We start from the raw sequence: 22,989 nt of genomic DNA on the forward strand, positions 1-22,989 counted from the left end.
ACTCCGCGCAGGTGCACAGTGGGTTACTTGTTCTTCGGCAGGTTGATCTTGGAAGGGTCGAACCCCGGCGGCAGGTCGTTCAGCCCGCCGCCGAGCTGGGAAAGGTCCGGCATTCCGCCGCCGCCCTGCGCGCCGCCCGGCGGGAGCCCCGGCATGCCGCCGGGGAAGCCGCCGCGCACCTTCGGCTGGGTGGGGCCGCGCCCCTTGCCCTTCTTGCCTTTCTTGCCCTTGCGGTTCTTCTTGCCACCGCCGGGACCGCCGCCGAAGCCGAACCGGCCCGCCATCTGCTGCATCATCTTCTTGGCCTCGAAGAAGCGGTTCACCAGGTCGTTGACCTCGCGCACCGCCACACCCGAGCCGCGCGCGATCCGCTGCCTGCGGGAGGCGTTGATCATCTTCGGGTCGGCGCGCTCGGCGGGGGTCATCCCGCGGATGATCGCCTGCAGCCGGTCCAGGTGCTTATCGTCCACCCCGGCCAGCTGGTCCTTCATCTGGCCCGCGCCGGGCAGCATGCCCAGCAGGTTGCCGATCGGGCCCATCTTGCGCACGGCGAGCATCTGGTCGAGGAAGTCCTCCAGGGTCATCTCCCCGGTGCCCAGCTTGGCCGCGGCCTGCTCGGCCTTCTCCTGGTCGAAGGCCTGCTCGGCCTGCTCGATCAGGGTGAGCATGTCGCCCATGCCGAGGATCCGGCTGGCCATCCGGTCGGGGTGGAAGGCGTCGAAGTCCTCCAGCTTCTCCCCGTTGGAGGCGAACAGGATCGGCTGCCCGGTGACCTGGCGCACGGACAGCGCGGCACCACCACGGGCGTCGCCGTCCAGCTTGGTGAGCACCACGCCGGTGAAGCCAACCCCGTCCCGGAAGGCCTCGGCCGTGGTCACCGCGTCCTGACCGATCATCGCGTCGACCACGAACAACGTCTCGTCCGGCTGCACGGCGTCCCGGATGTCGGCGGCCTGCCGCATCAGTTCCTCGTCCACACCGAGGCGGCCAGCGGTGTCCACGACCACCACGTCGTGCTGGGCGCGGCGGGACTCGTCGATCGCCTTGCGCGCCACGTCCACCGGGTCGCCGACCCCGTTGCCGGGCTCCGGCGCGAAGGTGGGCACCCCGGCCCGTTCGCCGACCACCTGCAACTGGGTCACCGCGTTCGGCCGTTGCAGGTCACAGGCGACCAGCAGCGGGGTGTGCCCCTGCTTCTTCAGCCACATCGCCAGCTTGCCTGCCAGCGTGGTCTTACCGGAGCCCTGCAGACCGGCGAGCATGATCACCGTGGGCGGGGTCTTGGCCAGGTTGAGCCTGCGGGTCTCCCCGCCGAGGATCGCGACGAGCTCCTCGTTGACGATCTTGACGACCTGCTGGGCCGGATTCAGCGCCGCGGAGACCTCGGCCCCCTTGGCGCGCTGCTTGATCTGCGCGATGAACTCCCGCACCACGGGCAGCGCGACGTCGGCTTCCAGCAGTGCGATGCGGATCTCGCGCGCGGTCGCGTCGATGTCGGCGTCGGAGAGCTTCCCCTTGCCGCGCAGGTTCTGCAGGACCGACGTGAGCCGATCGGAGAGGGTGTCGAACACGGGCGTGCACGCTCCAGCGGGTCGTTGTTACCTGGCCGGAAGTGCCACCGGCCTCCCCCGAGGGTAGTCGCCATTGTCCCGGGGTGGCCGCGGTGGCGGTGACCGGGATCCGTCCGGCCGGTCCGCTCCCTCTTCAGACCGGCCGGACGGCCGAGTCTCGCGTGCGGCCCGATGAGGCGGGACCGCCGCCAGACCCCCAGCACCTGGCGGATGTCTCGCCCTCGCGAGCGCCATCAACGCGATGGCATCAGCCTGCCGGGTATGGGGGGTGTACAGGCAGCGTGAAGACCCCCAAGTAGAGCTACGTATTCCTACTCAGAAGGAGCGCCGTCGTGGTGGCGACGGTCAGTGGTTGGAGTCCGCGGCGGTGCGGGACTTGCGCGCGGCGCGCTTGGCCGTGGACTTTGCCCGCGCGGCCTTCCCGGCCGCGGCCTTGGCGTTGGCCACCGCCTCATGGCTGCGTTGCAGCGCGGCCAGCAGTTCGGTCACACCCTCGTCCTGGATGGGCTCGGTGGGCTGCACCAGCTCGCTGCCCTCGACCTTCGCCCGGATCAGCGCGTCCAGCGCCGCGGAATAGGAGTCGGTGTACTGGCCCGGCTCGAAGTCGCCGGCCAGCGCCTCGATCAGGTCCACCGCCTCGCGCAGCTCCGGCAGGCGCAGGTCGACGTCCTCGTGCAGGAAGGGGAAGTCGGCGGTGCGCACCTCGTCCGGCCAGTACATCGTCTCCAGCATCAGCACCTGGTCCCGTACCCGCAGGGTAGCCAGCGTCTCCCGCTGGCGCAGGGCCACCTTGACCACGGCCACCTTGCCGGACTGCTGCAGCGCCTCGCTGAACAGCACGTAGGGCTTGGTGCCGGTCACCTCGGGCTCGAGGAAGTAGCTGCGCGCGTAGTAGACCGGGTCGATCTGCTCGGCCGGCACGAAGGCGCACACGTCGATCGACTGGGCGGTGGGCAGCGGCAGGCGGGCGAAGTCCTCCTCGGTCAGCCGCACCACGCTGCCGCCGGGCAATGCGTAGCCCTTACCGACCTCGGCGGCCTCCACCTCGGCTCCGTCCAGCTCGCACACCCGCTTGTTCCGGATCCGTCCCCCGTCGGCAAGGTGAATCTGGTTCAGACCCGTACCGTGTTCCTCGGTGGCGGTGTACGCCTTGACCGGGATCGCGTAGGTCCCGAAACCGATCGTGCCCTTCCAAACAGCCCGCATGAGCGTCCTCCCCACAGCGACACAAAACAATGAGACTAGTGACGCTGTCCGGGGCGCCGACAGCTACAAACGGGTGTCCTCGTCGTCCATTCGCAGCAACCTGCCGAGCGGAACCTCGCCTTCGGCCAGCGCGTCGGCGGAGTACCCCGCGGCCTCGGCCGCCGCGCACAGCACCTCGGCGAGCGCGTCCTGTTCCGGTGGCCGGGAGTCGTCCCCGTCCCGCACCCGCTCGGCCAGCCCGGCCAGTGCGCCGGAGAGGTGGCGCTGCCCGGCGACCAGCAGCCGTAGTACCTCGGCGAGCTCGGCGACGTCGCCAACGCCGGAACCCGGTCGCCGCCCGGAGGCGCCCGCGGCGAGTTCGGCGGCGCAGGCCTCCAGGTGCGCCGCGACGACGGTGGCGGGAAGAGCCGACGCTGTCTCGGGCATGGCGGACATCCTGCCATCGCCCGCGTGCGGCGTTCGCGCGACACCCCGGGCAGCACTCAGACCGCCGCGGCGAGCACCGCCTTCTCCACCCGGTCCCGCCAGGCCGCATCCAGCGTGCCGTCCCGCGGCGAGACGGCGAAGGAGTCGACAACGGCGCCGCCGAGCGTGGCCACCTTGGCCCAGCGCACCTCGGCCGCGCAGGCCCGCAGCGCCACGGCCACCCGGTACAGCAGCCCGATCCGGTCCGGGGCGCGCAGCTCGAGCACCACGGTGCTGGCGCCGCTGGCCTCCTCGTCGAACCACAGCACCTTCGGGTGGGCCGGGCTCGCTGAGCCTGCCGAGCCAGCCGAGCCATAGTCGCGTTCCTTGGCCGCCAGCTGTCTTGCCAGGCCCAGCCCGCCTGCCACCGCCCTGGCGAACCGCTCGCGCAGCAGGGTCAGGTCGGGCAGGGAACCGAACCTGGGCGAGGCGGTGAAGACACCGACATGGCCGCCGTCGTGGCTGCGCAGCACCGCCTCGTGCACCTCGAGCGAATGCAGCGCGAGTACCCCGGCCGCCGGGGCGAGCAGTTCGGCGTGCGCGGGCACGGCAAGCACCACGGTGGCCACATTGCCCTCGGAGCTGAGCAGCATCTGCCCCGTGCCGGAGCGCACCGCGGTGGCCACCAGCTCGCGCTGGATCTCATCCACCGGATCGGGCTGGGTGAACCCGTGACCGCGCAGCAGCCGCGCGCACCGGCCGGTCAGCTCGGCCAGCAGGCCCGCCTTCCACTCGGTCCACACCCCCGGCCCGGTGGCCAGGGAGTCGGCCCTGGTGAGCGCGTGCAGCAGCTCCAGCAGCACGGCGCTCTCACCGCCCACGGCCGTGTCGAGGGTGCCTGCCACCCTGCCGACGGTCTCCGGATCGCCGATGTCCCGCCTGGTGGCGGTGTGCGGTAGCAGCAGGTGGTGCCGCACCATCCCGGTCACCAGCTTGGCGTCCACATCGGACAGACCAATGCGGGCGGCGACCTGTGCGGCGATGGCGGCGCCGAGCTCGGAATGGTCGGCCTTCCTGCCCTTGCCGATATCGTGCAGCAGCGCACCGAGCAGCAGCAGGTCCGGCCGGGACACGGTGGTGGCCAGCGAGGCCGCCGCCACGCAGGTGCGCACCAGATGCCGGTCCACGGTCCAGGCATGTACCGGTTCCCTTGGCGGAAGGTCGCGAACGGCGCCCCATTCCGGGAACAGCCGCGACCACAGGCCGGTCCGGTCCAGCGCCTCGACGGCCTCCACCAGTCCCTCCCCCGCACCGAGCAGGGCGGTCAGTGCCTGCCGCGCCCCCTGCGGCCACGGCGTGCGCAGTTCCGGTGCGGAGTCCGCCAGGGTGCGCAGGGTGCCCACCGCGATCGGGTGCCCTGAGCGGGCCGAGGCCGCCGCGACCCGCAGCAGCAGCGCCGGATCACGAGCGGGGACCGCGCCGCGGGCCAGCGAGACCTCGTTGCCGTGCAGCACAACGCCCTCGTCCAGCGGGACGCGGGTGGGCCGCCTGCCGAACCGGGTTCTCGGCGGGTCCGCCGCGGACCGCAGCGCCGTGTCCACCGCGTAGGCAACGGCCCGCGCCGCCCCGGACAGCTCGCGGGCCATGGCGAAGCGGTCGGCGAAGTCCAGTACCGGGGCGACCCTGGCGGCATCCGGGGCGTCCAGCACGTCCCGGTCCCTGCGCAGCTCCCTGCGCAGTTCGGTACGCACGTCCAGCAGCAGCTCCCTGGCGGCGAGCAGTTCCTCGCCGGGCCGGTCGGCCAGCTGGGCGGCGGCGACCGCGTCCAGCAGGCCGAGGTCGCGCAGCCCGCCCCGGCCGTGTTTGAGGTCGGGTTCGGCCGACTGGGCGATCTCGCCGCTGCGCTCCCAGCGGTGCCGCGCCGCCTCCGCCCACTCCGGCAGGCGCTTGCGCGCGGTGCGGCGCCACTGGTCCTTCGCCGCGGTGACCAGCCGCGCGGTCAGCTCCTGATCGCCAGCCAGGTGCCGGGCGTCCAGCAGACCGAGCGCGGTGCGCAGATCCTCGGCGGCCACCCGCAACGCCTCGGCCGGAGTCCGCACGGCGTGGTCCAGCCCCACCTTGGCATCCCACAGCGGGTACCAGAGCGTGTCGGCCAGTTCGGCGACCCCGGGATTGCCCTCGTGCAGCAGCACCAGGTCGAGGTCGGAGAACGGGACGAGCTCCCGCCTGCCGAGTCCGCCGACGGCGACCAGCGCGACACCGGGTTTCGCGGTGTCCACACCGGCCGCCGCGGCGGCCCTGCTCAGCCAGAACTCGTACAGGTCGACCAGCGCCACCCGCAGCGCGGCCGCTGCGGGCCTGCCGTGCCGGTGCCTGCCATCCAGCAACCTCTCGGTCGCCTCGACCAGCCCCCCGGCGTCCTGTTCACCCCCATGCCGGGGGTCTGCCCCCTGCGCCACGGCCGCACCTACAGTGCGTCGGTGCCGCGCTCGCCGGTACGCACCCTGATCACCGTCTCCACCGGCGTCACCCAGACCTTGCCGTCGCCGATCTTGCCGGTGTGCGCCGCGTTCGTGATCGCCTCGATGACCTTCTCCACCGCGGTGTCGTCGGTCACCACCTCGACCCGCAGCTTGGCTACGAAGTCCACGGCGTACTCGGCGCCGCGGTAGACCTCGGTGTGGCCCTTCTGCCGCCCGTAGCCTTGCACCTCGCTCACCGTCATGCCGAGCACGCCGAGCTGTTCCAGGGCCGAGCGCACGTCGTCGAGGGTGAACGGCTTGACGATCGCTGTGATCAGCTTCATGACTTGCTCTCCTCCAGCCTCTTCGCGGCACCGGAGACACCGGCGCCGGATGTGACGCCCCGGCCGCGGGCGCCGCCGAACTCGTAGGCCGTCTCGGCGTGCTCGGCCTCGTCGATGCCGGTGGTCTCGTCCTCAGTGGACACCCTGGCACCCATCGTCACCCTGATGATCAGGCCGAGCAGCGCGGCGACCACCGCGGAGTAGATCATCACCACCACGGCGCTGATCACCTGCGTGCCGAGCAGCCCGGCGCCACCGCCGTAGAACAGCGCGTCGGCGCCATCGGCGTTGACGCTGGTGGTGGCGACGAAGCCGAGCATCACGGTGCCGACGAGGCCACCGACGAGGTGCACGCCGACGACGTCCAGCGAGTCGTCGTAGCCGAGGCGGTACTTCAGCCCGACGGCCAGCGCGCACAGGAAGCCCGCGACGGCGCCGATCGCCAGCGCGCCCCAGGTGTCCACGAAGGCGCAGGCCGGGGTGATCGCGACCAGGCCAGCCACCACACCGGAGGCGGCGCCGAGGCTGGTGGCGTGCCCGTCCCGGATCCGCTCCAGCAACAGCCAGCCCAGCATGGCCGCGCAGGTGGCGGTCAGGGTGTTCACGAACGCGATGCCCGCGATCCCGTCGGCGGCGTAGGCGGAACCGGCGTTGAAGCCGAACCAGCCGAACCACAGCAGGCCCGCGCCGAGCATCACGAACGGCAGGTTGTGCGGCTTCATCGGCTCCCGCGGCCAGCCGACCCGCTTGCCCAGCACCAGCACCAGGCCGAGTGCCGCGGCACCGGCGTTGATGTGCACCGCGGTGCCACCGGCGAAGTCCAGCGCGCCCATCTCGCCGATCCAGCCGCCGTCGCCCCACACCCAGTGCGCGACCGGGAAGTAGACCAGGGTCGCCCACAGCCCGCCGAAGACGAGCCAGGAGCTGAACTTCATCCGGTCGGCGACCCCGCCTGAGATCAGGGCCACCGTGATGATCGCGAACATCGCCTGGAACGCGACGTCCACGCTGCCCGCGGTCGGGTCGCCATCCGGGGTCATCAGGCCGCTCAACCCGACGAAGTCGAACGGGTTGCCCAGCAGGCCTGCGATATCACTGCCGTAGGCCATCGAGTAGCCGTAGAGCATCCACAGCACCCCGATGAGCCCGATCGCGCCGAAACACATCATGAGCATGTTCAGCACGCTCTTGGAGCGCACCATGCCGCCGTAGAAGAACGCCAGTCCCGGGGTCATCAGCAACACCAGGGCGGCGCTGGTGAGCAACCAGGCCGTGTTCCCTTCCACGCTTCCTCCTTCAGCCGACTGCTGCGATTGGCGGAAAGCATGGGAAATGCGTGTTGCGCGGAATGACGTGCGCCGTTTCGGCCCTGTGAACCACGGGGTCACCGGTGTTACGGGTAGGTTTCTCCGCAGGCCGTCGTTTCGTCCGTTACCGAAACGTCATGGTCGAATAGGGCCATGAACGCGACCGGAGCCGGGGTGCCGCCGCTGCCCTCCGCCGTACTGCGCGCGCTGCGCTGCTCGGTGTGCCGGGAGCGGCTTTCCGCAGGTGAGCGCGCGGTTCGCTGCCCGAACCGGCACTCCTTCGACGTGGCCAAGCAGGGCTACGTGAACCTGCTGCATGCCAAGGTGGACGCGGGCACCGCGGACACCACGGAGATGGTCGCGGCGCGGGCGGAGTTCCTGGCCGCGGGGCACTATGCCGAACTGGCCGGGCTGCTCGTCGACCGGGCGGCGGACCTGCTCGGGGACGGCCTCGTGCTGGACGCGGGCGGGGGCACCGGCTACTACCTCGCGCGGGTGCTGGACGCGGCGCCGGGCGCCACCGGCCTGGCACTGGACGTCTCGGCCCCGGCGCTGCGCCGGGCCGCGCGGGCGCATCCGCGGGCCGGCGCGGCCGTGTGGAACCTGTGGCGGGAGTGGCCGCTCGGCGACGGCGTCGCCGACCTGCTGCTGAACGTGTTCGCCCCGCGCAACCCCGCCGAGTTCCACCGGGTGCTGCGGCCGGACGGCGCGCTGCTGGTGGTCTCCCCGGGGCCGGACCACCTCGCCGAGCTGGCGCGGTTGCTCGGGCTGCTGGCCGTGGACGAGGACAAGCTGGACCGGCTGGACACCGCGCTGGCCGGGTACTTCGCCCTGGCCGAGCGGACCAGCCACGGCGGCAGGGTGCTGCTCGATCCCGCGGACGCCCGGCGAGCGGTGCTGATGGGGCCCAACGCGCATCACCTGCACCGGGACGGGCTCGCCGATCGCCTCGGCGAGCTCACCGAGCCGATCGGCGTCACCACCGCCTTCGAGGTGTCGGTCTACCTACCGAGGATCGCGGCCCGAGCTTGACACTGAGCTACCGTGCGGGTGGACCGCGAGTGCGGCGGGCGCCCTGCCCGCCGGGACGGAAGGGAAGGTAGGCCATCAGCCCGGACGAGGTTTACCGGCGGATCGCGGCCAGGATGCCGCAGCACACCGGCAGCGTGGCGGGCCCCGCGCTGCACGAGGTGCCCGCGACCGTGCTCACCGACCCCGAGTGGCTGCGCGCGGACCTGCGGCGGGGCGCGCGCCTGTACGGGCAGGCAGACGACCGGGCCCTCGGCACCGTGCGCTGGTACTCGGCGTCCTCGGTACTGGTCGCGCCCGCGCTGGAGTCCCTGGTGCTGGCCGGGACGGCCCTGCATCCCGGCCTCGCCGAGACCACCTTCCACCTGCATCCGGACGGCCGGTTCGCCGGGGCGACCGCGGCCAGGGTGCTCGGTGCTGACCTCACCGACCTTGGCGCCGCCCTCGCCGCGACGATCGAGCCCGTTGTGCGGGCGATCTCCGCGCTGACCGGCGCCGCCACCCGCGCGCTGTGGGCCATCGCGGCCGACTCGATCGGCAACCGGCTGCTGTGGGCCGGAGGCGCGGCGGGTGATCCGGAGCTGGGCACCCGGTTCGCCGCACCGCTGGCGGCGGCGATCGGACACCGGATCCCCACGCCGCGCTATCTGGAGGTGGGCCGCAGCAGGGTGCTGCGGCGCAGCTCCTGCTGCCTGATCTACGAGGCCACCGGCGGGGAGAAGTGCACCAGTTGCCCGCGCCAGCCGCCCGCCGAGCGCACCCGGCGCCTGCACGAGCTGCTCGGCTAGCCGGCCAGCTGGGCGTACTGATCCGCGGAGAGGGTCAGCTCCGCGGCCGCGACGTTCTCCTCGAGGTGCTGCACCGAGGAGGTACCGGGGATCGGCAGCATGACCGGCGACCGGTGCAGCAGCCAGGCAAGGGCGAGCTGCGCGGGCGCGGCGCCGTGTTCCTTGCTCGCGGTGTCCAGCACCCCGCCCGGCCTGGCCAGCTCCCCGGTGGCGACCGGGAACCACGGGATGAAGCCGAGGCCATGCTCGGTGGCGTAGTCGAGCACCTGTTCATGGCCCCGGTCGGTCAGGTTGTACATGTTCTGCACGCTGACGATCTCGGCGATGCCGCGCGCCTGTTCGAGCTGCTCGACGGTCACCTCGGACAGGCCGATATGCCGGATCTTGCCTTCCTGCTGCAGCTGTTTGAGCTCGCCGACCTGGTCGGCAAGCGGGTAGTCCGGGTCCACCCGGTGCAGTTGGTAGAGGTCGATCCGCTCCAGCTCCAGCCTGCGCAGGCTCATCTCGACCTGCTGCCGCAGGTAGGCGGGCTTGCCGAGCGGGATCCACTCGGACGGGCCGGTGCGCAGCAGCCCGCCCTTGGTGGCGATCACCAGGTCGGCCGGGTAGGGGTGCAGGGCCTCCCGGATCAGCTCCTCGCTGACGTGCGGCCCGTAGGAGTCGGCGGTGTCGATCAGGTTGACCCCGAGCTCGACCGCGCGGCGGAGCACGGCGATCGCGTTCGTGCGGTCGGCCGGCGGGCCCCACACCCCCGCGCCGGTGATCCGCATCGCGCCGAAGCCCATGCGGTGCACCGGGAGATCCCCGCCGAGCCGGAACGTCCCGCCGGATGCGGCGCCTGCCTGGTCGGTCATCGTCAGCTCCTTCCTGGGTCGCCTGCCGCGTAGCGGGCGGTGAGCCGCGCGCGGCCGTGTTCGGTGAGGCCGCCGACCAGCCGCAGCCGTGCCATCCCGCCGTCCGGGTAGATGTCCAGCCGGACGTGGGTGGCCTCCCGGGAATGCGGGATGGCGAAGCGGTGCCGGGTGTCCGGTTGCAGCCGGGTGCGGGGCAGCAGGTCGAACCAGGAGTCCGGGTCCTCCGGATGCACCGATCCGCGCAGCGCCGCCCAGCCCGGCGCGTTGCCGCGCAGGTTGCTGGTGTCCAGTTCGGCGAAGCGCACCACCCCGGCCCCGGCCAGCCGCACGATCGCCCAGTCGTTGCCGTCGTCCCGCCTGCGCGCGGTCTCCCAGCCCTCGGCCTGGTGCGCGGCGAGGCCGGGGGCGAGCAGGTTGTCCGGAGCGGAGTAGAACATGTCGCTGCATCCGACGATCCGGCCGCCGTGCTCCAGTGCCGCCAGGTCCAGCGCGTCCGGATCCAGCAGCCCTGGATCGGGCACCGGGGTGCCGTGCACCCGCAGCCGGGCGACGCCGCCGTCCGGGTGCATGGTCAGCCGCACGTGGGTGTAGCGGCGATCCACCGTGACCGGGAACAGGTTCTCGGTGTCCCCGGAGACCGGGGCCCGGTCCACCAGGGTCTCCCATCCGGTGAGCTCCGCGGCGTCCGGATAGCCCGCGACGGCGCAGGCCTCCACCGAGACGAACGGCGGGTAGTTGCCCTTGAAGTACGCGGTGTCCACCACCACACCCGCGATCACCCCGGGCATCCCCAGCCGCAGCACGGCCTGGTCCGCGCCGGTGTCCCTGCGGCGCCGGGTCTCCCAGCCGTCGTAGACCTGCCCCCTGGGCCCGAAGGTCTCCGGCTGGTGCCGCGGGGTCCACGGGTTGACCAGGTTCTCCTTCTCCGCGAACAGCTCATCACTGGCCCACATCACGGTTCCGCCGAACCGCCTGGACGCCAGATCGGGTTCCCGTGTCCACTCCGGACGTTCGCTCATCCGCACCTCTCTAGTGTCTGGTCCGCCGCAGCAGGTCGCCATGCGGCCGTTCCCCGGTGACCTCGGTCCCGCGCAGCCAGGTGCCGCGCACTACCCCGGCCAGTGGCCTGCCGTGGTAGGCGGTCACCGGGTTGCGGTGGTGCAGCGCGGTGGCGTCCACCAGGAAGGCCTCGTCCGGCGCGAACACGCAGAAGTCCGCGTCCAGCCCGGGAGCGATCCGCCCCTTGTGCCGCAGGCCGACCTGCCGCGCAGGCCCCTCGGCCATCCAGCGCACCACGTCGGTGAGGCCGAAACCGCGCTGCCGGGCCTGGGTCCACACCGCGGGCAGGCCGAGCTGCAGGCTGGCGATACCGCCCCAGGCCTTGCCGAAGTCGCCGGTGCCGAAGCACTTGAGCTCGGCGGTGCACGGCGAGTGGTCACTGACCACGCTGTCGATCACGCCGCCCGCCAGGGCCCGCCACAGCAGCTCCCGGTTGGCCGCCTCACGGATCGGCGGGCAGCACTTGAACTGGGTGGCCCCGTCCGGGATCTCCTCCGCGGTGAAACTCAGGTAGTGCGGGCAGGTCTCCACGGTCAACGGTGCCCCGGCCCGCCTTGCCTCGGCGATCGTGCCGAGCGCGCCGGCCGATGCCAGGTGCAGGACATGCGTCCTGGCTCCGCTGGAGGCGGCCAGCTCGGCCACCCGTGCGATCGCCTGGTCCTCGGCCGCGGCCGGGCGGGAGCGCAGGAAGTCGGCGTAGCGGTCGCCCTGCGCGGCGGGTGCCTTGTCGATCTCGCCGTGGTCCTCGGCGTGCACCAGCATCTGCGCGTCCAGCCCGGCGGCGATCCGGAAGGCCTCGGCGAGCTCGGCGCCCTCCAGCGGCGGGAACTCCTCGACCCCGGAGTCCACGGTGAAACATTTGAACCCGAACACCCCCGCCTCGTGCAGCCCGGCGAGCTGGTCCAGCTTGCCGGGGATCGCGCCGCCCCAGAAGCCGACGTCCACGTGCACCGCGCCGTCCGCGGCCGCCCGCTTCACGCCCAGTGCGGCGGGGTCCACGGTGGGGGGCAGGCTGTTCAGCGGCATGTCGATGATGGTGGTGACCCCACCCGCGGCCGCGGCCCTCGTCGCCGTCGCGAAACCTTCCCACTCCTGCCTGCCGGGGTCGTTGACGTGCACGTGGGTGTCCACCAGCCCGGGCAGCAGGACGGCGTCGCGGCCGAGTTCGACCACGCGGGTCCCGGTGAGCTCCGCGTCGAACGGTTCCACGGCCACGATCCGCCCACCCGCGACACCGACCGTGCAGGCGGTTTCGCCTTCCGTGGTAACCGCCCGCCGCGCCCTGAAGACCAAGTCAAGTTCCGTCACACGATCTACTCAATCATGTGACCGGATCGAACTCGACCACGTTGTCCAAAGCCGTTCCCATCGCGGCGTTGGCCTCGCGCTCGATCATGATCTCCACCAGCACCGGGCGGCTGGTGCGCTCGGCCTCCTTGCGGGCCCATTCCAGCGAGGGCCGGATGTCGGCCGCCTCCAGCACCCGGGTGCCCGAGCAGCCGTAGGCCTGCATGATCTTGACATTGTCCGTGCCGTAGCTGTCGTAGTGGATGTCCACCTGGTAGTTCATCCCGTACCCGAGCTCGGCCTGCCGGATCAGCCCGAGGTACTCGTTGTTCAGCATGATCAGCACGAACGGCACATCGTACTGGGCGGCCACGGCAAGCTCCTCCACCAGGAACTGGAAGGAGTAGTCGCCGACCACGCCGACCACCTCGGCGTCCGGGCGCGCCTTCTTCACCCCGATGGCCGCCGGGATCTCCCAGCCGAGCGGGCCTGCCTGCCCGCACACCTGGTAGTGCCGCGGCTTGTGCGCGCGCTGGAACTGCCCGGACCAGATCTGGTACAGCCCGATCGCGGTGACGAAGTAGGTGTCCTCGCCGTAGGTGTCGTTGATCTCGGCGAACACCCTGGGCGCCTTGATCGGTGCCTGGTCGAAATCCGCCCGGCGGGGCAGTTCCCGCTTCAGCTCGGTCAGCCGGTGCACCCAGGCCTCGCCCGCTCGCGGTGCCGCGCGGCGCTGTGCCACGGCGAGCAGCTCGGTTAGGAAGGCCCCGGTGTCGGAGACGATGCCCAGGTCCGGGCCGAAGACCCTGCCGATCTGGGTCGGCTCGATGTCCACGTGGATGAACCTGCGCTCGCCCCGGTAGACCTCCAGTGCCCCGGTGTGCCGGTCGCCGAACCGGGCGCCCAGTGCCAGCACCAGATCGGACTCGAGGAAGGCGGCGTTGGCCCAGCGCTGCGAGGTCTGGATGCCCGCCATCCCGGCGAACAGCTCGTGATCCTCTGGGAAGGTGCCCTTGCCCATCAGGGTCACCCCCACCGGGATGCCGAGCCGCTCGGCCACCGCGCGTAGTTGCTCGCTCGCCTCGCCGAGCACCACGCCACCGCCGGCCAGCAGCAGCGGCCGCTGCGCGGCCAGCAGCAGGTCCAGCGCGCGTTCCACCCTGGCCGGATGCGGAAGCACCGCGGGCACCGGCAACGGCGCGTCGATGCCCGCGTCCCATTCGATGTCCTGTTTCTGCACGTCGAGGGGGAGGTCGATGAGGACGGGGCCGGGGCGGCCGGAGCGGGCGATCCGGAATGCCTCCCGGAAGATCCAGGGGGCCTGCGCCGCCTCCTTCACCTGCACCGCCCATTTGGTCACCGGCTTGGCGATCTCCACGATGTCCACCGCCTGAAAGGCCTCCTGGTGCAGCTTTGTCGACACCGCCTGGCCGGTGATGCACAGGATCGGGATGGAGTCCGCCTGCGCGGTGTACAGCCCGGTGATCATGTTCGTGCCCGCTGGGCCGGAGGTGCCGATGGCCACGCCCACGTTCCCTGTGGTGCGTGCCCAGCCGTCGGCCATATGCGTGGCACCCTCCTCGTGCCGCACCACGAGGTGTTCGATCCCGCTGCCCTGAAGTGCCTGGTAGAGCGGCAGGATGGCCGCGCCGGGGCACCCGAAGGCGGTGTCCACTCCCTCGCTGGCGAGCACGTCGGCAACGGCCTGCATGGCCGGAACTCTCGGCATGATTTCTCCCGCTGTTATCGGCCGGAAAGCTGCTCGGTCACGGTGAGCAGCGCGGAATGGTCCAGTGACCCGTTGCCCATCGCCCGCGCCGCCGCGACGAGCTGGGCGAGCAGGCCGGTCATCGGCAGCGATACCTCGGCCCGGCGCGCGGCGGCCAGCGCGATGCCCATGTCCTTGTGGTGCAGGTCGATCCGGAATCCGGGCTCGAACCGGCGGGCGACCATCGACTCGCGTTTCAGCTCCAGGATCCGGCTGCCCGCGAGGCCGCCCGCCAGCACGTCCAGTCCGGTGGCCGCGTCCACCCCGGAGGCCTCCAGCAGCACGATCGCCTCGCCGACCAGGCCGTAGATCCCGCCGACCACCAGCTGGTTCGCGGCCTTGACCACCTGGCCCGCGCCGTGCGGCCCGACGTGCACGATCGTCTTGCCGAGCGAGTCGAAAAGCGGCTTCGCCGCGGCGAAGTCGGCCGCGTCTCCACCGACCATGATGGACAGTGCGGCCTGCTTGGCGCCGGCCTCGCCACCGGAGACCGGGGCGTCCAGCACCCGGATTCCCTTCTCCGCGCCGACCTTGGCCAGCTCGACCGAGGTCTCCGGCCGGATCGTGCTCATGTCGATCAGCAGGGTGTCCGGTTTGGCGGCCTCCAGCACCCCGCCGGTGCCGAGCACGACCTGCTCGACCTGCGGGTGGTCGGGCAGCATGGTGATCACCACATCGGCACCGGCAACGGTGTCGGCCACGCTGCCCGCGGCCTGCCCGCCCACCGAACGCAGCTTGTCCACGGGCTCGGTGCTGAGGTCGTACCCGGTCACGGTGTGCCCTGCGGCGGCAAGGTGCCCGGCCATCGGGCTGCCCATGATGCCGAGCCCGACGAATCCCACGTTCGTCATCACAGTCCCCTTCTCTCGTGCGCGAGCCAGCCGAAGGACTCGGAGCTGGCACCGCTGGGCTTGTACTCGAGGCCGACGAACCCGCGGTATCCCGCGCCGTCCAGTGCGGCGAGGTGGCCGTGCAGGTCCAGCGAGCCCGTTCCCGGCTCGTTACGGCCGGGCACGTCGGCGATCTGCACGTGCCCGATGCGCGGGGTGTGCTCGGTGGCCAGCGCGTCCAGATCCTCGGAGTTGACCGCGAGGTGGTAGAGGTCGGCGAGCAGGAACACGTTGTCCCGGCCCGCCTTGTCCACGACCGCCAGCGCGTCGGACACGGTGCGCAGCGGGTACCGGGGTGCCCCGGACAGCGGTTCCAGCACCACCCGCGCGCCGATCCGTGCCGCGGCGGTCGCCGCACGGTCCAGGTTCACCAGTGCGAGTTCGTCCTGTGTGGACTCCGATACGTCCTCGATCCGGTTGCCGTACAACGCGTTGAAGCACAGGCAACCCAGTTGATCGCCGAGCCCGATCGCGATGTCCACGCTGTCGGCGAACTCGGACTCCCTTCCGGTCCAGGACAGCAGCCCGCGGTCGCCGCCTGCCATGTCCCCGGCGAAGAAGTTCAACCCGGCCAGCGCCACCCCGGCGTCGTTGACCGCCCGGGCGAACTCGGTGACCTCCTTGTCGCCGGGGGCCGCCTGGGTGAACGGCCACCAGAACTCGACCGCGTCGAAGCCAAGCGCCTTGGCCGCGGCGGGCCTGCGCAGCAGGGGTAACTCGGTGAACAGGATCGACAGGTTCACGTCGTAGCGCAGGTCATGACCCGGTTCGCTCATCCGGCACCTCGCGTAGTTTCACTATACGAAAGTTTGATTTCACATAACGACAGTAGCCGTGTGGCCTGGGTCTCGTCAACGGGATACCGTGCCCGCGTGGAGCTGGAAGTGGAGTTCACGAGCGAGCCGTTCCGCGGCGAGGGCGAACCGCCGGAACACGCGGTGCGGGCCGAGCTGGCCGCGAGCATGGCCGGGCTGACCACGGATTTCGGGCCGCTCGGCACGGCCGCCCGTGGCGAGCGGGAGGCCGTGCTGGACGCCCTGCCCGCGATCGCGCGGGCGGCACTGGACGGGGGCGCAACCCGGCTGACGCTGCGCCTGCGCCGGGAGGGCGAGCCTTCCCCCGCCGTGGCGCACCCCAGCGTGCTGGACCGGTTCGTGGCCGAGGTCGAGGCCGAACTGGGCAGCCCGCTGGCCGAGCTGGACCGGACAGGCAAGCAGCGGGCCGTCCGGCTGCTGGACGAGCGCGGGGCGTTTCAGCTGCGGAAGTCCGTGGCCGCGGTGGCGGAGTCGCTCGGCGTCACCCGGTTCACCGTGTACAACTACCTGAACCGGGACTAGTCACCGGCAACCAAGATCATTTTCAACAAAGTGTTGACGACCACACGGCCTGGTCGTACTGTTCTCGAAAACCAGAATTTCGTTTCCGCGATATAGAAAACTGGTTGTCGCGATGTCATCTTCTTCGCCTGCCGCCCCGCTGGGGCTGGCCGAGTTCAACACCGCCGATCCGGAGCGGCTGCGGCCGTTGCTCACCGAATGCCTCGCCGTGCGGCGCTGGGTGGACGCGGTGCTGGCCGGGCGGCCCTACCCGGACCACCCGGCGCTGCTGGCCGCGGCGGACGCCGCAACGCCCCTGCTGCCGGACGAGATCCGCGGTGCGATGAAGGCGCACCCACGGATCGGCGAGCGCGCACCCGCCGCGAGCTGGTCGGCCGGCGAACAATCCGGTGTGGACGATGAGACCGCGGAGTCGTTCCGGGCCGCGAACCTCGAGTACGAACGCCGGTTCGGCCATGTCTACCTGGTGTGCGCGAGCGGCCGCAGCGGCGCCGAACTCCTCGCGGACCTACGCACCCGCCTTGCCAACGACCCCGGCACCGAACTGACGGTCGCGGGCAGGGAGCTGATCGAGATCGCGCGCCTGCGCTTGGGAAAGGCGGTAGCACCGTGAGCAGCCTGATCACGACGCACGTGCTGGACACCGCGGCCGGGCGGCCTGCCGCCGGGGTCCCGGTCCGGCTGGAATTCCATGGCGAGGGCTGGGAAACGCTCGCCTCCGCCCGCACCGACGAAGACGGCCGGGTCCGCGAGCTCGGCCCTGGCAGCCTGCCGGCGGGTGTCTACCGGCTGGTCTTCGACACCGCCGCCTACCACGGCGAGCGGGCCTTCTTCCCGGAGATCACGGTGTGCTTCCGGATCACCGACGGGCAGGCGCATCACCACGTGCCGGTCCTGCTCAGCCCGTTCGCCTTCTCCACCTACCGAGGGAGCTGACCCGTGGGAATCACCCTGGGACCCAACCAGTACGGCAAGGCCGAGGTCCGGCTGGTCACCGTGCGCAGGGACGGGCCGACACATCACCTGAAGGACCTGACCGTGTCCACCGCGCTGCGCGGCGACCTTGCGGACACCCATCTTTCCGGGGACAACACCGCGGTGGTGGCCACGGACACGCAGAAGAACACGGTGTACGCCTTCGCCAAGGAGCAGCCGGTCGGCGAGATCGAGGACTTCGCCCTGCGGCTTGGCAGGCATTTCGTGGCCGGTTTCGAGCAGATCACCGGCGCGCGGGTGCTGGTCGAGGAGCACGGCTGGGACCGGATCACCGTCGGCGGCGGCCCGCACGACCACGCGTTCTCCCGCGCCGGATCGGAACGTCGCACCACCGCCGTCACCGTGCGGGGCGAGCAGGCCTGGGTCGTCTCCGGCCTGACCGATCTCGTACTACTGAAGTCCACCGGTTCGGAGTTCCACGGTTTCCCGCGGGACCGCTACACCACCCTCGCCGAGACCACCGACCGGATCCTCGCCACCGCGGTCACCGCCCGCTGGCGCTACACCGGCCTGGACCTGGACTGGGGCGCGAGCTTCCCGGAGATCCGCCGGATCCTGCTGGAAACCTTCGCCACCCAGCACAGCCTCTCCCTGCAGCAGACCCTTTACGCGATGGGCGAAGCCGTGTTGCGCCAACGGGACGAGGTCGCCGAGATACGCCTCTCGCTGCCGAACAAGCACCACTTCCTTGTCGACCTCTCCCCCTTCGGCCTCACCAACGACAACGAGGTATTCCACGCCGCCGACCGGCCGTACGGGTTGATCGAGGGCAGCGTCCTGCGCGAGGACGCCCCGGACCCCGGCCCGGCCTGGCACACCCTCGACACCTACTGACCGTCCGCCAACAGCCAACGCGTGCGCGCGAGCGGCAAACGCGTGCGCGTAGACGGCAAACACACCGCAGCGCCGTGTTTGCGCTCCACGCGCACGCGTTTGCCCTCCACATCCGCGCGTTGGCCGTCCACATCCGCGAATTTGCCGTTCCCGTACCTGACCTGGGGAGGCTGCCATGGTCACCACCGCGGAACCGGCCGTGCATCCGGTCGACGCGAAACCGCCCACCATCCAGTTGCTCCTCGGCGGGGTGCAGCATGTCGCGGCGATGTACGCCGGGGTGGTCGCGCCCCCGTTGATCATCGGCGCCGCGGTGGGGCTGGACGCGGGTCAGCTGAGCCTGCTGATCAGCGCGAGCCTGTTCACCGCGGGCCTGGCCACCCTGCTGCAGACGCTGGGGGTGTGGCGGTTCGGCGCACGGTTGCCGCTGGTGAACGGCGTGACCTTCGCGGCGGTGGCGCCGGTACTGGCGATCGTGGAGCAGCACGGGACGAGTGGTTCGCTCGGCGTGGTCTACGGCGCCACCTTGGTCGGCGGCGGGCTGGTGGTACTGGCCGCACCGTTCTTCTCCCGGCTCACCAGGTTCTTTCCACCGCTGGTCACCGGCACGGTGATCACCTTGATCGGCGTCTCCCTGCTGCCGGTCGCGGTGGGCTGGATCGCCGACCAGCGGGACGCGGTGCGGCCAACCGGGCTGCTGCTGGCCGGATTCACCCTGCTCGCGGTGCTGGCGTGCAACCGCTTCCTCTCCGGATTCCTCAGCCGGATCGCGTTGCTGCTCGGGCTGGTGGCGGGCACCCTGCTGGCCTGGCCGCTGGGTGAGGTCGATCCGGACGCGCTGGCCGCGGCGCCGGCCTTCGGCATCGCCAGCCCGTTCCACTTCGGTACGCCGAGCTTCGAGATCGCGGCGATCGTGTCCATGGCCATCGTGATGCTGGTGGTGATGGCCGAGAGCACCGCCGACATGCTGGCGCTCGGCGAGATCGTGCGGCGGCCGACCGGGGAGAAGACGCTGGCCGACGGCCTGCGCGCGGACGGGCTCGCCACCGCGGCCGCCACCGTGTTCGGCGGGTTCGCCTGCACGGCCTTCGCGCAGAACGTCGGGCTGGTCGCGCTGACCAGGATGTACAGCCGCTACGTGGTGGCGGCCAGCGGGGCGATCCTGGTGCTGCTGGGCATGTTCCCGGTGACCGGCGGAATCGTCGCGCTGGTACCGCACCCCGTGCTCGGCGGCGCCGGGCTGGTGCTGTTCGGCAGCGTGGCGGTCAGCGGGGTACGAACCCTGGCCAAGGCCTCCTTCGACCGGCCGGCGAACACCACGATCGTGGCCGCCGCGCTCGGTATCGGCCTGATCCCGATCGCGGCGCCGGAGTTCTACGCCGGATTCCCTTCCGCGGTACGGACCGTGCTGGACTCCGGGATCAGCGCCGGGTGCATCACCGCGGTCGTGCTCAACCTGCTGTTCGGCGAGCGCGTCACCGGGGCACGAACTCCCGGAGCAACTCGGTGAGCAGTTCCGGCTGATCTTCGGGGATGAGCGTGTAGCTGTCCTCGACCTCCACGATCGCGGCGTCCGGGAACAGGGTGTCCAGCCGGTGCCCGTGTTCCAGCGGCATCAGCTTGTCCTCGGTGGCCCACACGATCAGCACCGGCCGGTCGAAGGACCGCATCCGCCACGCCCACTCCAGCAGGGCCTCCCTCGGCGGCACCGACAGCGCGTACCTGGCGAGATCCCTGCGGATCTCCGGGTTGGTGGCCGCGGGCCGGAACCAGCCGCGGATCACCTCGTCCGGCACCGGCCGTTTGGACATCCAACCCCAGGCGCCGGGGGCCCGGCGCAGCGGCGGAAGGTGCAGCAGCGCCTTCATCAGCAGGGCCAGCCCGCCCGGCACCCGCAGCACCAGGTCGAGCACACGGCCGGGCAGGCCCGGCGGGTAGTTGTCGAAGGCCTCGCAGGAGGTGAGCACCAGCCGGGCGATCCGCTCGGTGCGCTCCTCGGCGAACAGGATCTGTGCGCCGCCCCAGTCGTTCAGCACCAGGGTCACCTCGCGCAGGTCCAGCCGCTCCAGGAACTCCTCGACCAGCAGCGCCATCCCGCGCAGGGACAGGTCGGCTTCCGGGTTCATCGGCTTGCGATGCGCCCCGAGCGGCAGCGTCGGCGTGATACACCGGTACTGCGCACCCAGGCCGGACACCACCTTGCGCCAGACCGAGCCGTCGATCGTGACGCCGTGCAGCAGGACCAGCACCGGACCGTCACCACCGGTGTCGGCGTACTCGACCGGACCCGCGGACAGTTCGACCTCGGCCATGCCGGCCAGGCTACCGCCCACCGCCCTCCCTCGTCGCCAGGTAAGCGCGCCAGTCGCCGTACTCGGTGATCTCCACCAACTCGGGGCTGTCCACATACGACGAGCGCAGCACCGTGGCCAGGCAGGCGGCCCCGTCGGCGAGCTCGATCACGCCGAGCTCCAGTTCGGCGGGCTCGGCTGGCATCAAGTGATCCCGCAGCACCGTCAGTGGGAGGTTGTACACCTCGCCGAGCACGCTACCGCCGCCGTGGCCGACCTCGTGCATCGCCGGGAACCGGTCGCCCACCGAGAAGTAGCGGTACTTCGGCGCGCTGCGGGCGGTGCACAGCAGCGGGGTGCCCCGCAGCTGGTGGTGCAGCGGACCACCGCGCATCCCGCCGCCGTTGAGGAACATCAGTGCCATCGGTTGCCTCCCGTTTCAGCTCACTGCCGCCATGATCCCTTCCACCGCGAAGTACGCGAAGAACACCGCTGCCAGCGTGCCGAGCAGCCAGCCGACCTCGCCGAGCCGCCGTTTGGCCAGCTTGATCAGCACGTAGGACACCAGCCCCGCGCCGATCCCGTTGGTGATGGAGTAGGTGAACGGGATGAGCGCGATGGTGAGGAAAACCGGGATCGCGAAGTCCACGTCCTGCCAGGGCACCTTGGCGCACTGCGCCATCATCATGCCGCCGATCACCACCAGCGCGGGGGCCGCGGCCTGCGCGGGCACCACGGCGGCGATCGGGGTGAGGAACAGGGTGGCGGTGAACAGCGCCCCGGTGACCACGCTGGCCAGCCCGGTTCGCGCGCCCTCGCCGACCCCGGCCGCCGACTCCAGGAACACGGTGTTCGGCGAGGAGCCGGTGAACCCGCCCGCCAGCGCGCCCACACCGTCCACGCACAGGATCCGGCCCATGCCCTCGACCCGGCCGTCACGGACCAGCCCGGCCTCCTGGGAGACGCTGGTGATCGTGCCCATCGCGTCGAAGAACCCGGACAGCACCAGGGTGAACAGGAACACCGTTGCGGTCACCACGCCGGCGGAGACGAAGCCGCCGAACAGGTCGACGCTGCCCAGCAGGCTGAAGTCCGGTGTGGACACCAGGTGGTCCGGTACGGCGGGCTCCACCAGCCCCCAGCCGTCCACGGTGAAGGTCTCGTTCACCACCACGGCCAGCACGGTGGCCACCGTGATGCTGATCAGGACCGCACCGGGTATCCGCTTGCTGACCAGCACGATCATCAGCAGCAGCCCGGCACAGAACACGGCGATCGGCCAGCCCGCGAGGTGGCCGTCGGTGCCCATCCGGACCGGGACCGTGGAGTCGGCCGCGTCCGGGGTCCGGGTGACGAACCCCGCGCTGACCAGCCCGACCAGTGCGATGTAGAGCCCGATCCCGACCGTGATCGCGGTCTTCAGCGGCATCGGGATGGCGTTGATGATCCGCTCCCGCACTCCGGAGACCGCCATCAGCACGATGCACACGCCCTCCAGCACGACCAGGCCGAACGCCTGCCCCCAGGTCATCTCCGGGGCTAGCTGGAAGGCGACCAGGCCGTTCACCCCCAGGCCGGCGGCCAGCGCGAGCGGGGCGTTGCCGACGAGTCCCATCAGGACGGTGGTGACTCCGGCGGCGAGTGCGGTTGCGGTGGTGACCTGCTCGGTGGTCAGCCGGGCACCGGTGATGTCGGTGGACGCGCCGAGCACGAGCGGGTTGAGCAGCACGATGTAACACATCGCGACGAAGGTGGTGATCCCGCCGCGAACCTCGCGGCCGAGCGTGCTCCCCCTGTTGGTGATCTTGAAGAACCGGTCCACCGGCGGAACCCTCGGCGGGTCCGGCGGATGCGGCCGGTCCGTGCGCAACTGGGTCATCGACGACCTCCTCGGCCGCGTACGGGAACGGCAAAGACGCGCGCGCAGTCGGCCAACGCGTGCATGTGGGGGGCAAACACATGCGCGTGGAGGGCAAACACAACTGCCTCCGGCGTGTTTGCTGCCTACGCGCACGCGTTTGCCGGTGGCGTCCGCGCGTTTGCTGGTTCAGTACGCCAGCTTGTCCGGGTTGGCGTGCCAGGCTTCGAAGGGCGCGGTGTGGTGCGTGGTGACGAGCTGGGCGACGGGAAGCGACCAGGTTTCGCGTGGGGTGCTGAACAGGTCGTAGAACTCGCGGTCGTCGAAGCCGGCCGCGGCGGCGTCGTGCCGGTCGGCGGCGTAGAGCACCCGGTCCACCCTGGCCCAGAGGGCGGCGGAAAGGCACAGCGGGCAGGGTTCGCAGGAGGACACCAGCACGCAGCCGGTGAGCCGGAAGTCGCCGAGCACCGCGCAGGCAGCGCGGATGGCCACCACCTCGGCGTGTGCCGTGGGGTCCAGGGTGGGCGTCACCTGGTTGGTTCCGGTGGCCAGCACCGTCCCGTCCCGGACGACCAGCGCCCCGAACGGGCCACCGCCGGCGGCCACGTTGGCGGTGGCGATCCGGACGGCCTCGGCCAGCCACTCCCGTTCGGCGGCATCTACTGTGGACACACTGCTACCCATGATTCTCCCGTTCGGGCCG

Annotated in this window: 23 protein-coding genes; 7 read left to right on the forward strand and 16 right to left on the reverse strand. The window is 71.2% G+C overall.

The window, feature by feature from the left end; translation table 11 throughout:
- Positions 1 to 23: 23 nt before the first annotated feature.
- The 6 genes from ffh to KOI47_RS26395 all read right to left on the reverse strand — a co-directional run bounded on the left by ffh (position 24) and on the right by KOI47_RS26395 (position 7,274).
- The gene (ffh, locus tag KOI47_RS26370; protein ID WP_216208831.1) at positions 24 to 1,571 is read right to left on the reverse strand and encodes a signal recognition particle protein; all 1,548 of its coding nucleotides are present in this window, start codon (positions 1,569 to 1,571) and stop codon (positions 24 to 26) included.
- Between the two features lie 345 nt (positions 1,572 to 1,916).
- Positions 1,917 to 2,777, reverse strand: coding sequence for a non-homologous end joining protein Ku (ku, locus tag KOI47_RS26375; protein ID WP_216208835.1), 861 nt, complete (start codon positions 2,775 to 2,777; stop codon positions 1,917 to 1,919).
- 63 nt (positions 2,778 to 2,840) lie between these two features.
- Positions 2,841 to 3,203, reverse strand: a complete 363-nt coding sequence (locus KOI47_RS26380; RefSeq protein WP_216208837.1) for a hypothetical protein — start codon at positions 3,201 to 3,203, stop codon at positions 2,841 to 2,843.
- Between the two features lie 56 nt (positions 3,204 to 3,259).
- Complete coding sequence (locus tag KOI47_RS26385) at positions 3,260 to 5,641, reverse strand: [protein-PII] uridylyltransferase (RefSeq protein WP_216208840.1); 2,382 nt, start codon at positions 5,639 to 5,641, stop codon at positions 3,260 to 3,262.
- A gap of 8 nt (positions 5,642 to 5,649) precedes the next feature.
- Positions 5,650 to 5,988: a P-II family nitrogen regulator gene (locus KOI47_RS26390; RefSeq protein WP_216208842.1), complete on the reverse strand. Its 339-nt coding sequence runs from the start codon at positions 5,986 to 5,988 to the stop codon at positions 5,650 to 5,652.
- Positions 5,985 to 7,274 carry an ammonium transporter gene (locus tag KOI47_RS26395; RefSeq protein WP_216208845.1) on the reverse strand — a complete coding sequence of 430 codons (1,290 nt, stop codon included), beginning with the start codon at positions 7,272 to 7,274 and terminating at the stop codon, positions 5,985 to 5,987. The genes KOI47_RS26390 and KOI47_RS26395 overlap by 4 nt, the downstream gene beginning before the upstream one ends.
- Before the next feature lie 174 nt (positions 7,275 to 7,448).
- Here KOI47_RS26395 and KOI47_RS26400 point away from each other — a divergent pair, with 174 nt between their 5' ends.
- Both KOI47_RS26400 and KOI47_RS26405 read left to right on the forward strand, forming a co-directional pair.
- Positions 7,449 to 8,327 carry a putative RNA methyltransferase gene (locus KOI47_RS26400; protein ID WP_216208848.1) on the forward strand — a complete coding sequence of 293 codons (879 nt, stop codon included), beginning with the start codon at positions 7,449 to 7,451 and terminating at the stop codon, positions 8,325 to 8,327.
- Positions 8,328 to 8,440: 113 nt separating this feature from the next.
- Entirely contained in the window at positions 8,441 to 9,112 is a 672-nt protein-coding gene (locus KOI47_RS26405; RefSeq protein WP_216208851.1) for a (2Fe-2S)-binding protein, read from the forward strand.
- Here KOI47_RS26405 and KOI47_RS26410 read toward each other — a convergent pair.
- The 6 genes from KOI47_RS26410 to KOI47_RS26435 are packed head-to-tail and all read right to left on the reverse strand — an operon-like array spanning position 9,109 to position 15,746.
- A complete protein-coding gene (locus KOI47_RS26410) occupies positions 9,109 to 9,966 on the reverse strand; it encodes an aldo/keto reductase (RefSeq protein WP_216208854.1) in 858 nt (285 codons plus the stop codon). The two genes, KOI47_RS26405 and KOI47_RS26410, sit on opposite strands and share 4 nt — an antisense overlap.
- Before the next feature lie 2 nt (positions 9,967 to 9,968).
- The gene (gene alc, locus KOI47_RS26415) at positions 9,969 to 10,985 is read right to left on the reverse strand and encodes an allantoicase (protein ID WP_216208856.1); all 1,017 of its coding nucleotides are present in this window, start codon (positions 10,983 to 10,985) and stop codon (positions 9,969 to 9,971) included.
- Between the two features lie 10 nt (positions 10,986 to 10,995).
- Positions 10,996 to 12,333, reverse strand: coding sequence for an allantoinase AllB (gene allB / locus KOI47_RS26420; RefSeq protein ID WP_216208859.1), 1,338 nt, complete (start codon positions 12,331 to 12,333; stop codon positions 10,996 to 10,998).
- 13 nt (positions 12,334 to 12,346) lie between these two features.
- Positions 12,347 to 14,041 carry a glyoxylate carboligase gene (gene gcl, locus KOI47_RS26425; protein WP_216208862.1) on the reverse strand — a complete coding sequence of 565 codons (1,695 nt, stop codon included), beginning with the start codon at positions 14,039 to 14,041 and terminating at the stop codon, positions 12,347 to 12,349.
- Between the two features lie 14 nt (positions 14,042 to 14,055).
- Positions 14,056 to 14,931, reverse strand: coding sequence for a 2-hydroxy-3-oxopropionate reductase (locus KOI47_RS26430; protein ID WP_216208866.1), 876 nt, complete (start codon positions 14,929 to 14,931; stop codon positions 14,056 to 14,058).
- A complete protein-coding gene (locus KOI47_RS26435; protein ID WP_216208869.1) occupies positions 14,931 to 15,746 on the reverse strand; it encodes a hydroxypyruvate isomerase family protein in 816 nt (271 codons plus the stop codon). Before KOI47_RS26435 ends, KOI47_RS26430 begins: the two co-directional genes overlap by 1 nt.
- 96 nt (positions 15,747 to 15,842) lie before the next feature.
- Here KOI47_RS26435 and KOI47_RS26440 point away from each other — a divergent pair, with 96 nt between their 5' ends.
- The 5 genes from KOI47_RS26440 (at position 15,843) to KOI47_RS26460 (ending at position 19,647) form a co-directional block, all read left to right on the forward strand.
- The gene (locus KOI47_RS26440) at positions 15,843 to 16,307 is read left to right on the forward strand and encodes a helix-turn-helix domain-containing protein (RefSeq protein WP_216208872.1); all 465 of its coding nucleotides are present in this window, start codon (positions 15,843 to 15,845) and stop codon (positions 16,305 to 16,307) included.
- A gap of 112 nt (positions 16,308 to 16,419) precedes the next feature.
- On the forward strand, positions 16,420 to 16,920 hold the full coding sequence (locus tag KOI47_RS26445) for a 2-oxo-4-hydroxy-4-carboxy-5-ureidoimidazoline decarboxylase (RefSeq protein WP_232376265.1): 501 nt from the start codon (positions 16,420 to 16,422) through the stop codon (positions 16,918 to 16,920).
- Positions 16,917 to 17,243, forward strand: coding sequence for a hydroxyisourate hydrolase (gene uraH / locus KOI47_RS26450; protein ID WP_232376266.1), 327 nt, complete (start codon positions 16,917 to 16,919; stop codon positions 17,241 to 17,243). Before KOI47_RS26445 ends, uraH begins: the two co-directional genes overlap by 4 nt.
- A 3-nt stretch (positions 17,244 to 17,246) precedes the next feature.
- The gene (gene pucL, locus KOI47_RS26455; protein ID WP_216208876.1) at positions 17,247 to 18,137 is read left to right on the forward strand and encodes a factor-independent urate hydroxylase; all 891 of its coding nucleotides are present in this window, start codon (positions 17,247 to 17,249) and stop codon (positions 18,135 to 18,137) included.
- Positions 18,138 to 18,312: 175 nt separating this feature from the next.
- Positions 18,313 to 19,647 (forward strand): nucleobase:cation symporter-2 family protein, encoded by a 1,335-nt coding sequence (locus KOI47_RS26460; RefSeq protein ID WP_216208880.1) that lies wholly within the window; start codon positions 18,313 to 18,315, stop codon positions 19,645 to 19,647.
- On the opposite strand, the gene KOI47_RS26465 is transcribed toward KOI47_RS26460, so the two are convergent.
- The 4 genes from KOI47_RS26465 to KOI47_RS26480 form a co-directional block, all read right to left on the reverse strand.
- The gene (locus tag KOI47_RS26465) at positions 19,613 to 20,449 is read right to left on the reverse strand and encodes an alpha/beta fold hydrolase (protein WP_216208884.1); all 837 of its coding nucleotides are present in this window, start codon (positions 20,447 to 20,449) and stop codon (positions 19,613 to 19,615) included. The genes KOI47_RS26460 and KOI47_RS26465 overlap by 35 nt on opposite strands.
- Before the next feature lie 10 nt (positions 20,450 to 20,459).
- Positions 20,460 to 20,852 carry a gamma-glutamylcyclotransferase gene (locus tag KOI47_RS26470; RefSeq protein ID WP_216208886.1) on the reverse strand — a complete coding sequence of 131 codons (393 nt, stop codon included), beginning with the start codon at positions 20,850 to 20,852 and terminating at the stop codon, positions 20,460 to 20,462.
- Between the two features lie 15 nt (positions 20,853 to 20,867).
- Positions 20,868 to 22,307, reverse strand: coding sequence for an NCS2 family permease (locus KOI47_RS26475; protein ID WP_216208887.1), 1,440 nt, complete (start codon positions 22,305 to 22,307; stop codon positions 20,868 to 20,870).
- Between the two features lie 168 nt (positions 22,308 to 22,475).
- Positions 22,476 to 22,970, reverse strand: a complete 495-nt coding sequence (locus KOI47_RS26480) for a nucleoside deaminase (protein ID WP_216208890.1) — start codon at positions 22,968 to 22,970, stop codon at positions 22,476 to 22,478.
- Positions 22,971 to 22,989: the final 19 nt, after the last annotated feature.

Origin of the sequence: Amycolatopsis aidingensis (assembly GCF_018885265.1) — a bacterium.
Lineage (GTDB): Bacteria > Actinomycetota > Actinomycetes > Mycobacteriales > Pseudonocardiaceae > Amycolatopsis > Amycolatopsis aidingensis.

Coding starts and splice junctions, on each gene's coding strand:
- ku (WP_216208835.1), bottom strand. CDS start 2,777: ATGCGGGCTGTTTGGAAGGGCACGATCGGTTTCGGGACCTACGCGATC.
- KOI47_RS26380 (WP_216208837.1), bottom strand. CDS start 3,203: ATGCCCGAGACAGCGTCGGCTCTTCCCGCCACCGTCGTCGCGGCGCAC.
- KOI47_RS26390 (WP_216208842.1), bottom strand. CDS start 5,988: ATGAAGCTGATCACAGCGATCGTCAAGCCGTTCACCCTCGACGACGTG.
- KOI47_RS26400 (WP_216208848.1), top strand. CDS start 7,449: ATGAACGCGACCGGAGCCGGGGTGCCGCCGCTGCCCTCCGCCGTACTG.
- KOI47_RS26405 (WP_216208851.1), top strand. CDS start 8,441: ATGCCGCAGCACACCGGCAGCGTGGCGGGCCCCGCGCTGCACGAGGTG.
- KOI47_RS26410 (WP_216208854.1), bottom strand. CDS start 9,966: ATGACCGACCAGGCAGGCGCCGCATCCGGCGGGACGTTCCGGCTCGGC.
- alc (WP_216208856.1), bottom strand. CDS start 10,985: ATGAGCGAACGTCCGGAGTGGACACGGGAACCCGATCTGGCGTCCAGG.
- gcl (WP_216208862.1), bottom strand. CDS start 14,041: ATGCCGAGAGTTCCGGCCATGCAGGCCGTTGCCGACGTGCTCGCCAGC.
- KOI47_RS26430 (WP_216208866.1), bottom strand. CDS start 14,931: ATGACGAACGTGGGATTCGTCGGGCTCGGCATCATGGGCAGCCCGATG.
- KOI47_RS26435 (WP_216208869.1), bottom strand. CDS start 15,746: ATGAGCGAACCGGGTCATGACCTGCGCTACGACGTGAACCTGTCGATC.
- KOI47_RS26445 (WP_232376265.1), top strand. CDS start 16,420: ATGTCATCTTCTTCGCCTGCCGCCCCGCTGGGGCTGGCCGAGTTCAAC.
- KOI47_RS26460 (WP_216208880.1), top strand. CDS start 18,313: ATGGTCACCACCGCGGAACCGGCCGTGCATCCGGTCGACGCGAAACCG.
- KOI47_RS26465 (WP_216208884.1), bottom strand. CDS start 20,449: ATGGCCGAGGTCGAACTGTCCGCGGGTCCGGTCGAGTACGCCGACACC.
- KOI47_RS26470 (WP_216208886.1), bottom strand. CDS start 20,852: ATGGCACTGATGTTCCTCAACGGCGGCGGGATGCGCGGTGGTCCGCTG.
- KOI47_RS26475 (WP_216208887.1), bottom strand. CDS start 22,307: ATGACCCAGTTGCGCACGGACCGGCCGCATCCGCCGGACCCGCCGAGG.
- KOI47_RS26480 (WP_216208890.1), bottom strand. CDS start 22,970: ATGGGTAGCAGTGTGTCCACAGTAGATGCCGCCGAACGGGAGTGGCTG.